Annotated in this window: 7 protein-coding genes and 1 pseudogene; 7 read left to right on the top strand and 1 reads right to left on the bottom strand. The window is 66.5% G+C overall.

From position 1 onward, the window contains the following. The 3 genes and pseudogenes from VKG81_RS06410 to VKG81_RS06400 all read left to right on the top strand — a co-directional run. A pseudogene (locus VKG81_RS06410) lies at window positions 1–1,080 on the top strand (carboxylate-amine ligase); the annotation flags it as partial. A 264-nt stretch (window positions 1,081–1,344) separates the two neighbouring features. Further along, window positions 1,345–2,568: a circularly permuted type 2 ATP-grasp protein gene (locus VKG81_RS06405; protein ID WP_324395000.1), complete on the top strand. Its 1,224-nt coding sequence runs from the start codon at window positions 1,345–1,347 to the stop codon at window positions 2,566–2,568. Window positions 2,569–2,578: 10 nt separating this feature from the next. Then, the gene (locus VKG81_RS06400) at window positions 2,579–4,360 is read left to right on the top strand and encodes an N-acetylglutaminylglutamine amidotransferase (RefSeq protein ID WP_324394999.1); all 1,782 of its coding nucleotides are present in this window, start codon (window positions 2,579–2,581) and stop codon (window positions 4,358–4,360) included. Window positions 4,361–4,667: 307 nt separating this feature from the next. On the opposite strand, the gene VKG81_RS06395 is transcribed toward VKG81_RS06400, so the two are convergent. Then, window positions 4,668–4,934 carry a hypothetical protein gene (locus VKG81_RS06395; RefSeq protein WP_324394998.1) on the bottom strand — a complete coding sequence of 89 codons (267 nt, stop codon included), beginning with the start codon at window positions 4,932–4,934 and terminating at the stop codon, window positions 4,668–4,670. 242 nt (window positions 4,935–5,176) lie between these two features. On the opposite strand from VKG81_RS06395, the gene VKG81_RS06390 reads away from it, so the two are divergent. The 4 genes from VKG81_RS06390 to VKG81_RS06375 form a co-directional block, all read left to right on the top strand. Next, window positions 5,177–5,653 (top strand): hypothetical protein, encoded by a 477-nt coding sequence (locus VKG81_RS06390; RefSeq protein ID WP_324394997.1) that lies wholly within the window; start codon window positions 5,177–5,179, stop codon window positions 5,651–5,653. Continuing rightward, a complete protein-coding gene (locus VKG81_RS06385; protein ID WP_324394996.1) occupies window positions 5,637–6,341 on the top strand; it encodes a TetR/AcrR family transcriptional regulator in 705 nt (234 codons plus the stop codon). Before VKG81_RS06390 ends, VKG81_RS06385 begins: the two co-directional genes overlap by 17 nt. Window positions 6,342–6,438: 97 nt before the next feature. After that, entirely contained in the window at window positions 6,439–7,320 is an 882-nt protein-coding gene (locus VKG81_RS06380) for an alpha/beta hydrolase (RefSeq protein ID WP_324394995.1), read from the top strand. 1,452 nt (window positions 7,321–8,772) lie between these two features. Then, window positions 8,773–10,457 (top strand): thiamine pyrophosphate-binding protein (locus VKG81_RS06375; protein ID WP_324394994.1); only part of this gene is annotated, 1,685 nt, incomplete at its 3' end.

The following is a 10,457-nucleotide window of genomic DNA, read 5'->3' as shown; positions in this document are numbered from 1 at the left end:
CACCTTGTCGATCTGAAGACGAGGCGGCTCACCGCACGCGCGCCGGAACTGTTGGCTCAACTGTCCGACGACTACGTCGCGGAGTTGCAGCGCTGCGTGGTCGAGATGAACAGCAGGGTGGTCAACACCCTGGAGCGATTGCGCACCGAATTAGTCGACCATCGCCGGGTCCTCGTCGACACCGCCGCGAGGCTCGGCATCGGTGTGGTTGCGGCGGGCGCCGTGCCGCTGTCGGTGCCCGCCGAGATGCAGGTCACCCAGACCGCCCGATACCGCCAGATGCTGGCCGATTACCAGCTGCTGGCCCGCGAGCAGCTCATCTGCGGCACGCAGGTGCACGTCGGAGTGGACGATCGCGACGAGGCCGTCGTGGTCGGCAATCGCGTCGCCCCGCATCTGCCCACACTGTTGGCGCTGTCCACCAGCTCGCCGTTCTGGTCGGATGGTTCCGACACCGGCTACTCCAGCGTGCGCACGCTGGTCTGGCAGCGCTGGCCGACGACCGGGTTGGCCGCGCCGGTGGAGTCGGCCGGCGAATACGACGGACTCGTCAACGATCTGATCGACAGCGGAATCATCACCGACGAGGGGATGGTCTACTTCGACGTGCGGCCGTCGACGTCCGCGCCGACCCTTGAGCTGCGGGTGTGCGACAGCTGCCCGTCCGTCGACACGATCGTCCTGATCGCAGCGCTGTTTCGGGCGCTGGTCGAGCGCGAGGCGGCCGGGCTGCGGGCGGGCACGGCGCCGACGGTGATCTCACCGACGCTGGGCCGGGCGGCGCTGTGGCGGGCCGCCCGGTCGGGGCTGGAGGGCGATCTCGTCGACGTCACCGGACCGGCCCACCGGCCCGCCGCCGAGGTGGTCGCCGACTTGGTGCGCTCGCTTCGCCCGCAACTGGAGCAGGCAGGCGACTGGGACATGGTCAGCGACCTGACGCGGCGGGTGCTGATCGCCGGCTCCTCGTCGGCCCGTCAGCGCCGGGCGCTGCGCCGTCGCGGGCGACTTACCGACGTGGTAGACCAGCTGCTCGCCGAGACCGCCGGTCGCTGGCCGGACACCGCGACAGCAGTCGGCGACGACCCCAGCCTGTTGTTCGGCTACCAGCCGGGCAGCGTCACCGCGGCCGGCGATGTGTACACCAGCTACGACGAAGCCGTCGACGCCGATGGGCGGCCGCGGCCGCAGTACCGCAAGGTCCTCGCTGCCATCGCCGACCTCGGTGTGGCCACGCTGCGCTCCCGCGAGGGCGGCATCGAGCAGGAGCAGCGCACCGGCAATATCACCTTCCGGGTCACCGGCCAGACACAGGCTCAGCTCTTCCCGCTCGATCTGGTGCCCCGCATGGTGGCCGCCGACGAGTGGGCGATGCTGTGCGACGGCCTCGGCCAGCGCGCCCGGGCGCTCGACGCTTTCCTGCGCGACATCTATTTCGAGCAGGCCATCGTCGGTGACGGCGTCATCGGTGTGCATTCCTTGGACCGGGCGCCCGGTTTCCGCTCTACTGGGCGGCTCGCCGGAGACGCCGTGCGCGCGCACGTCAGCGGCACCGACCTGGTGTGCGACAGGCAGGGCCGCTGGCTGGTGCTCGAGGACAATCTGCGGGTGCCGTCGGGCACCGGGTACGCGGTGGTCAACCACCGGCTGCTGAGCAGGCACCTGCCGGAGCTGCGGCCGCCGGTGCCGATCTCCGACCCTGACCGCACCCCGCAGCTGCTGCTCGACACGCTGCTCGCGGCCGCGCCGCGGCACGCCGGTGACGATCCCGCGATTGCGCTGCTGTCCGCCGGATGGGAAGACTCCGCCTGGTTCGAGCACACCTTCTTGGCCGAGGAGATGGGCGTCGCGCTCGTCCAGCCGTCGGACTTGTCGTTTCGCTCCGGAAAGCTGGTGCGACACATCGGATCTGACGTCCGTCCGGTGGACGTGATCTACGCGCGCATGGACGAGGACATGCTGCTGTCGTCGACCGGCCACGACGACGCGCCGCTGCGCCCCGGGCTGCTCGGCGCGATCGCCGACGGTCACCTCACCATCGCCAACGCGCTGGGCAATGGCGTCGCCGACGACAAGGCGATCTACGCGTTCGTCCCGGCGATGATCGAGTACTACCTCGGCGAGAAGCCGAAGCTCGCACAGGTGCCGACCTGGATCTGCGCGGAGCGCGCGCAGCGCGACTACGTACTGGCCCATATCGGCGACCTGGTGGTAAAGCCGATCGACGGACTCGGCGGCAGCGGCGTGCTGATCGGGCCGGATGCCTCCGACGCGGCCCTGGAGGCGCGCCGGCGTGAGCTGCTCACCCAGCCCGAGCGGTTCATCGCGCAGGAGTTGGTCGCACTGTCCACCCATCCCACCTTCGACGGCGAAGGGATGTTCCCGCATCACGTCGATCTGCGCGCGTTCGTCCATCTGCGCGCCGGTGACGCGGGATCGGTGTCGGCGCATGTGATGCCGACCGCATTGACCCGCGTGGCCAGCCGCGGGTCGCGGATCGTGAACTCGTCATCAGGAGGCGGCAGCAAGGACACGTGGATCCTCGCCGCCGGCGATGTCAGAGACAGCTAAGGGGAACGAGATGTGCGGTATCTGCGGAGAGATCCGCTTCGACGACGAGTCGGCGGATGTCGCCGCCGTGACTCGGATGACCCAAGCGATGACGTCGCGGGGGCCGGACTCCGACGGTGTGGTGGCGCACGGGCCGGTGGCGTTCGGGCACCGCCGCCTGTCGATCATCGACCTTTCGGCCTGTGGCGGGCAGCCGATGGTGGACAGCGACCTCGGTTTGACGCTGGTGTTCAACGGCTGCATCTATAACCACCAGGACCTGCGCACGGAGCTTCAGGCCGACGGTTACCGCTTCTTCTCCACCGCCGACAGCGAGGTGGTGATCAAAGCGTTCCACAAGTGGGGCCCGCGTTGTGTCGACCGGTTCAAGGGCATGTTCGCGTTCGCGATAGCCGAGCGCGACTCCGGCGTCGTGACGCTCGCGCGCGATCGGCTGGGCATCAAGCCGCTTTATCTGGCCGCCACGCCCGGCCGGCTGCGGTTCGCCTCCACGGTGCGGGCGCTCCTCGACGCCGGAGGCGTCGACACCGAGCTGGACCGCCACGCGCTGCATCACTACATGAGCTTCCACTCGGTGGTGCCGGCACCGCGGACCATCTACCGCGGCGTGCGCAAGCTGCCGCCGGCCACGGTGCGGACGATCCAGCCCGACGGGTCGCATACCGACATCGTCTACTGGACATTGGAATTCCGCCGCGACCCCGACCGCGCCGCCTGGTCGGCGCGCGACTGGCAGGACGCGCTGATGGACGCACTGCGCACCGCCGTGGAACGCCGGATGGTGGCCGACGTGCCCGTCGGTGTGCTCCTGTCCGGCGGCATCGACTCGTCGGTGGTCGTTGCACTGCTGGCCGAACAGGGCCAGCATGGGTTGGCCACCTTCAGCATCGGATTCGACTCCGCCGGGGGAGAATCCGGCGACGAATACTATTATTCCGACCTGATCGCCAAAACGTTTGACACCGACCACCACAAGATTCACATCGCGACCTCGCGGCTGTTGCCGGCCGTGCCGAAAACCATTGCGGCGATGAGTGAACCGATGGTCAGTCACGATTGCGTCGCCTTTTACCTGCTGTCGCAGGAGGTCAGCCAGTGGGTCAAGGTGGTGCAGTCAGGCCAGGGCGCCGACGAGATCCTGGGCGGCTACGACTGGTACCCGCCGTTGGCCAGCGTCGCCCGCGAACAGGTGACCGAGGCGTACACGAAAGTGTTCTTCGACCGCAGCCACGCCGACGTGCTGTCGATCTTCGCCCCGGAGTACGGGATCGACGTCGACGCCAGCCGCGAACTCGTCGCGGCCTATCAGGCCGCGCCGGGCGCCGAAACCGCGGTGGACGCCGCGCTGCGGCTGGACACCGAGGTGATGCTCATCGAAGATCCGGTTAAGCGCGTCGACACGATGACGATGGCGTGGGGGCTGGAGGCTCGGGTTCCGTTCCTCGACCACGAATTCGTCGAGTTGGCGGCCACCTGCCCGCCGGAGCTGAAGTTGGCGTGCGGCGGCAAGGGTGTGCTCAAGGACGCGTCGCGGGCGCTGATGCCTTCCGAGGTGATCGACCGGACGAAGGGCTATTTCCCGGTGCCCGGCATCCGCCACCTTCACGGCGAGATGTTGGATATGGTCCGCGACGCGCTGACGTGCGACGCCGCGCAGGCACGTGGCCTGTACCGCAAGGAGACCGTCGACGCCCTGCTCGCCGCGCCCAACGAAACGCGCACCACACTGGGCTCCAACGCGCTGTGGCAGCTTGCAGTGCTGGAGATGTGGCTGCAGAGCATGGGAAGCTGACGCTGATCCTGCGGGCCGGCCACCGCGCCGACCTCTCCCGCCGATGACAGTCACCAACCGCCCGCCGCGGTTCGCCGGAGTCCGAGCGTTTGCCGCATCGCATCCGTTTTCAACCACCCCGGCGATTGACGACTTTCACGAAGTTCGACCATGCCCTCGTCGAAGCCCACGCTGGTCACGCTGGAACACGTGACGAAGCGGCTGCAGACACGTTGTGCTGCAATACCTTTGATGCGGTCGATCTTCGCGGTGAAGTGTTGGTCCAGGAAGAAGTTCCCAGTTTGAGCCCCATGGTTCCGCGCGGTAGCTAGCGGTGCGGTGCTGGCACTACGCCCCCGCCGCCGCCGATCTGCACGGTCGGACCGCCCCAGACGTCGTCCCAATAGGGTATCGGGTAGATCCCATCGTCGACCGGGGGAGAAGCGTTGATCTGAACGTTGCCGGGCGTCGAGCATTCAGTGCCCCCACCCACGTCGGTACACGTCGGATTCGTGTCATCCGCTACGGCCGCCGGGGCGCCGAAGATCGCCGCCGCCGCGCCGGCCGCCATCAGATAGTTGAATCGCGTCCACATGGGTGATCCTTTCGACGGCCTGTCAGGGAGCGTACAGCCCTTTGCTGGTGACGACGGGGTGAGTTGAGTGTGCTCCGGTGGACGGGTGTAATTGCCGCTCACCTCCACGTTGCCGGCGTCATCCGCTTCAACCCCGCCGGGTGCACCCCGATAGGCGACCAGCGGTTTGCTATACCAACTGTCGGTCTTGCATACCAACCATCGGTCGGTATAGAGTCGATGCCACGGATGGAGGTACCGCAATGAGCTCCTCAGAGCAGTCGCAGACCAGGACGCGCATGTTCGCCCGGGTATTCGGCCCGTTCTTTGCGATCGTTCCCACGACTGTTGCCATCCGCGGCGCGTACATGCAGACACTGTTTACGGAGTTCAAGGCCAACCCGATGTGGCCGTGGCTGTTCGGCGCCATTCTTCTGATGTTCGGCCTCGTGATCATCGCGTTTCACCAGTACTGGCGCAGCCCGGCGGCGATCATCGTGTCGCTTGTGGGCTGGTTTCTCGCTATCCGCGGCGTGCTGCTGCTGACCGTTCCACAGGCCTATAGCGCGGCCGGGAACGCCATCTATAGCTCGGGCGCGATTGCGGCGGTGCGGGTGTTGGCAATCTGCCTAGGTCTGGCCGGGCTGTATCTGACCTACATCGGCTGGAAACCGGCACCCCGCACGCCAAAAGCCATGGCGAGCGCAACCCAGGATTGCCCCGATGCCGCGGGTGATTAAGCATCCAGACGTACGCCGGGGCGAGATGCTCGACCGGGCTTTGGCGCTGTTTCTGCAACACGGATACGACAATGTCAGCCTCAATGATCTGATTGCCGACGCCGGGGTTTCGAAAGGCGCCTTCTACCACTGGTTTCCGTCAAAGGAGGCGCTGATCGCGGCGCTGGTCGAACGCAGCGTCCGCGAAGGACTCGCCGCCATCGAGGACGCTCTCGCCCAGTGCAGAGGTGATGCGCTGGACCGGCTCAACGCGTTGCTGCAGGCTGGTTTTGACGTCAAGGTGAGGATGGGGACACCCAAGCAGTTGGCCGCGATGGTGTCGTTGCTGCGCCCTGATAATGCGCACCTGTACGGACGAATCGTCACCATCGGGGAAGACCTGTACCGGCCCTTGCTGACGCAAGTGATATCCGACGGCGTGGCAGAACGCATCTTTGACACGTTCGACCCCGAAGGCGTTGGTGACATGATACAAGGCCTTGCCGCACGCACGAACTCAAAGATCTTGGATGTGTTCCGCGCTGCCGACGAGTCAGCCAGAGACCACGCCATCGACGTTCTAACGACCCGGTTCAGACTTCATGGACTTGCCATTGACCGCATCCTCGGGCTGCCAGACGGCAGTGTCAACGTACTGACCCACGCCCAGGTCGAGACGCTCGTCGCGGCACTGCCCCGAAACAGTTGAAGCCGCGGCTTACCCGCCCAAATTTGCGACAAGAGAAAACAGAGAAAGGGCGCCGACCTTGTTGAGCACGAAAAAGACTACGTACCAGAAGAAATCGGTGACGTCCAAGGACGGTACAACAATCGGCTTTCGCCAGTTCGGTCACGGTCCCGGGGTGGTGATCTTGCACGGCGGCGCGCTCGCTTCACAGCACTACATGAAGCTGGGCGCCGCCCTGGCCGACGAGTTCACCGTCAACATCCCGGATCGACGCGGGCGGGGAATGAGCGGGCCCTACGGGCCGCACTACAGCATTCAACGCGAGGACGAGGACCTCGAGGCCGTCGTCACCGACACCGGCGCGCAGTATGTCTTCGGAGCGGCCGATGGCGGCTTGTTCGCGCTGCACGCGTCGATCACGGTACCGACGATCCGTAAGGTCGCGGTCTTTGAGCCGGTCCTGTTCGCCGGCCAACCGGGAGTGGACGAATTCAAAGGGGTGATCAGCCGAGGGGAACGTCTTGTGGCGAGCGGAGACACGGCAGCGGCGATGGCGGGTCTGGCAAAGGATGCGCAAGACTCGGACAGTTATCGGAAATCGGTTGCAGCACCGTATCGTCTGCTGGGCCGGGTGGTGGTGCAGCCGATCTTCTGCCGGGTGTTGCTGTGGGTGGACGCCCGAATGGTCAAGGGCGACGATGTTGCGCTGCGCGATCTGGTCCCGGCGCTGATACCGGAATTGGCTCAGGTCAAGGCCACCGAGGGAACCATGGACGACTACAAAAACGTCACCGCCGACGTCCTGCTGATGTGCGGCAGCGACGCTCCGCCGCTTTTCAAAGGCACTCTGGCCGCATTGGCGAACGTGCTGCCGCACGCGACTCGTGTCGAATTGCCCGGACTGAACCACGTCGCCGCCCAAGACCAGGGCGGCAAGCCCGCGGTCATCGCCGACCAACTGCGGCGGTTCTTTGGCACAGGCACAGAACCACGGCACTGACCGCAAGCGGCGATGCCGATGAACTCGATGCCGCCAACGTTCACGCCGACGACCTCAGCCAAACAATGACATTCGCCGCAAAATCGACACCGACATCGCGCCATTACGTCACAGTGACGAATCCACTTGGCATGGCCGGCAAGGGTTTACGCGGTTCCAGACTGCCCGTGGCGGCCGCGGCTGAAGCGGGTGCCACGCGGAAGGATCCGGTTGTCATGCCCGCGCGTCGTGAGCCTCCCGGCGGTGGGCACAAGGGCCAGGCCAGCCAGCATTGGTGAGCGAATGCCAGGTGACTACGCGTACATTTACTGCCGGCCGTCAGCCACACCAATCGACCACCATGAACCGTCGATCAACCCTCCGTATCATGGATAATCTACATTATCCATCAAATAAGGTTCCGGCGCGCCATCTGTGCGCGGGCGTTCGTCTGGTCGCGAGCAGGTAAGCCCGCGGCCAAACGCACAGTGCTGGCGACGAGCGCAGAGCGAACGCCTCGGCTCGTGGCGTGGAGCCATGGCGCTATTCAGCGCGTCGGATCTCTTCCACCTAATTTGCGCCGGCGCGGTGGGCTGTAACGGCGTTGACGTTTCGGCCCGCATCGACGGCTCGGCGGTGGCCGCTTCCCACCTTGAGCTGGCATGCCCCGCCGCGGGCTCTAATTACGTCACTGTGACGCAACGAGGCGGGACCCTAGGGCAAACAGAACTTCTGGCATCGCCGTCGTCAGGCCGATCCTTCCAAAGGGACTGCCATGGCGACTCCTCATCTGCACACAACGCTCGCCGTGGCGGAAGTTCCCCTGCCAGGGTGCGGCGGTCAGGGCATAGAGATCGCTGTCGATCCGGTGAGCGGTCAACGGAATTGTGTACTGGCGCGCGTGGTCGACAGACGCTGCCTGCGCCGAACCGCGGTGACCGGGTGGACGACTTTGGCCAACTCCCGGTCACGCAACGTGGTGCAGATGACGTCATGCTGGCGTTGGCGAGCTGGAAGCCGTCGGCGTCATCCATCGTCGCCGACCAGAACGCGGTGGCAGCTTACCGGCGTTGAAATGAATCACGTAATCGTTTCGTGATCGCCCGAAAGCGGGGTGCTTGCGGCCTCGCCGAAAACGAGCTGTTACCGCCTACTCCGCCGGCTACGGCGGGTTCAGAAGCGACGACCAAGGACCCGTTGGCCGGGGACCTCGGCCCCTACTCCTGGAAGGGTGCGAAGTGGTCCGATCCAGAACATAACGCTCAGAACAAGGCGAAACGAGAGGTTCTACAACGTATCTGGCGCGGTCGGTGGATGGAAAGCATTCAAAGTTCGGCCATACCGTCGCGGTGATGACCTGGCTTCTTACGCCTGGGCTGGCCCACCACCGGTCACAAAGATCGATGGCGTGCGTCGGATCGGTCCGGCAGCCCTGAGAGGACAGCCCAAACAGACCTGAACTGGAGGTTGGAGATGACCGAGATCACCGGCGGGGAGCTGTTCGCCCGCGCGCTTCAGGCGGAGGGGATCGAGTTCCTCTTCGGCCTTCCGTGCCCGGAGATCGATCCGCTGCTGGCCCAACTGGATGCGCACGGCATCCGGCTGGTGCCCGTGCGCCACGAGGCGGCAGGCGTGCATATGGCCGAGGGTCTCTACAAGACGACAGGCAAGGTCGCCGCCGTCCTCGGCAATCCCGGCCCCGGCTCGGCGAACCTGCTGCCAGGGGTCATCACGGCGCTGCACGAGGGCGTTCCGGTGCTCGCGATCACTTCTCAGCACCGGCTCGGAATTGTCTACCCATCGCCGCCCTCGACGTTTCAGGGCCAGGACCAGCTCGACCTTTTCCGGCCGGCGGTCAAGTGGGGCGGCCCAGTCTTCGAGTGGGCGCGGATTCCTGAGGTGCTGCGGCTGGCGTTTCGCGAGATGCACAACGGCCGACCGGGTCCAGTGCACGTCGAGCTGCCGGCACCGATCCTGTATGAGACCGGCGATGCGCAGGCGGCGCCGGTGTGGCCGCCCGGTGCGTATCGCATCGGGGCACCCCAGCCGGCGGACCGGCAGCTCGACGAGGCCGCCGCGCTTCTCGCCGCTGCCCAGCGCCCGGTGCTGATCGCGGGCAGCGGCGTCGATCGTGCCGACGCACGAGACAGTGTGCTCGAGATCGCCGAGCTGCTCGGCTGCGCGGCGATCAGCTCGATGGCCGGGCGCGCGAGCGTCCCGGCCGATCACCCCAACTACGTCTTCGGATTCGGCCCCGCCGGCGACCTGGCGCGCAGCGAGGCCGACGTGTTGCTCGTCGCCGGCTCGCGGATGGGCAATCTCGACGTCCCCTACGACGCCTACTGGGGGGATCCCGAGGGCAAGCGGCTGATCCAGATCGACATCGACCCGCGAAACTTCGGCGTCACGCGGCCGCTGCACCTCGGCATCCTCGCCGACGCGAAGGCCGCGCTCGAGGCCATCGCCGCGCGGCTGCGCGCGGCGGACCTTGGCACGCGCGACGGCGCGGATCTTGCGCGCTACCGTGAGCTCGACGAGCAGGTGCGGACGCAGGTGGCGGCGCCGATCCTCGAATGGCAGGGCCCGGGCATCCATCCCGCGCACGCGGTCGGTGCGATCGGCGCGGTGTTCGGTCCGGACGCGGTGTACACCGTCGACGGCGGAAACACGTCGCTTTGGGCCTACAACGTGCTGCCGCCGACGCGGCCGCGGTCGTATCACTCGATCCTGGAGCTGGGGATGCTCGGTACCGGGATCCCGTCGGCGATCGGCGCCAAGCTCGGTGCGCCTGAGCGCGGGGTCGTCTGCGTCACGGGTGACGGGGCCGCGGGCTTCAACGTCATGGAGCTGCAGACCGCCGCGCGCGAGGGCATCGATATCACAGTGATCGTGTTCGCCGAGGGCTCATGGACGATGGAGGAGCTCAACGAGCGCCAGCTGTACGGCACCACCTTCGGGACCGCCCAGGGCGAGATCCACTGGGACCTCGTCGCGCAGGGGCTGGGCTGTCACGGCGAGTACGTGGAGCGCATCGAGGACCTCGACGGCGCGCTGCGGCGCTCGCGCGAGCACGACGGTCCCAGCCTGGTCTGCGTGCGCACCGACCACGCCGCCAACCTCGCCCTGCCCGTCGAGATGACGGCCCGCTTCTTTGAGGT

Origin of the sequence: Mycobacterium sp., assembly GCF_035314905.1 — a bacterium.
Taxonomy (GTDB): Bacteria; Actinomycetota; Actinomycetes; order Mycobacteriales; family Mycobacteriaceae; genus Mycobacterium.
Note: the sequence above shows the minus strand (reverse complement) of the source record. Positions and strands in the feature narration are given on the sequence as shown.

What these genes read in the sequence shown, in the direction of transcription:
- VKG81_RS06385 (WP_324394996.1), top strand. Translation starts at nt 5,637, where the DNA reads ATGCCGCGGGTGATTAAGCATCCAGACGTACGCCGGGGCGAGATGCTC.
- VKG81_RS06395 (WP_324394998.1), bottom strand. Translation starts at nt 4,934, where the DNA reads ATGTGGACGCGATTCAACTATCTGATGGCGGCCGGCGCGGCGGCGGCG.
- VKG81_RS06390 (WP_324394997.1), top strand. Translation starts at nt 5,177, where the DNA reads ATGAGCTCCTCAGAGCAGTCGCAGACCAGGACGCGCATGTTCGCCCGG.
- VKG81_RS06400 (WP_324394999.1), top strand. Translation starts at nt 2,579, where the DNA reads ATGTGCGGTATCTGCGGAGAGATCCGCTTCGACGACGAGTCGGCGGAT.
- VKG81_RS06405 (WP_324395000.1), top strand. Translation starts at nt 1,345, where the DNA reads ATGGTGGCCGCCGACGAGTGGGCGATGCTGTGCGACGGCCTCGGCCAG.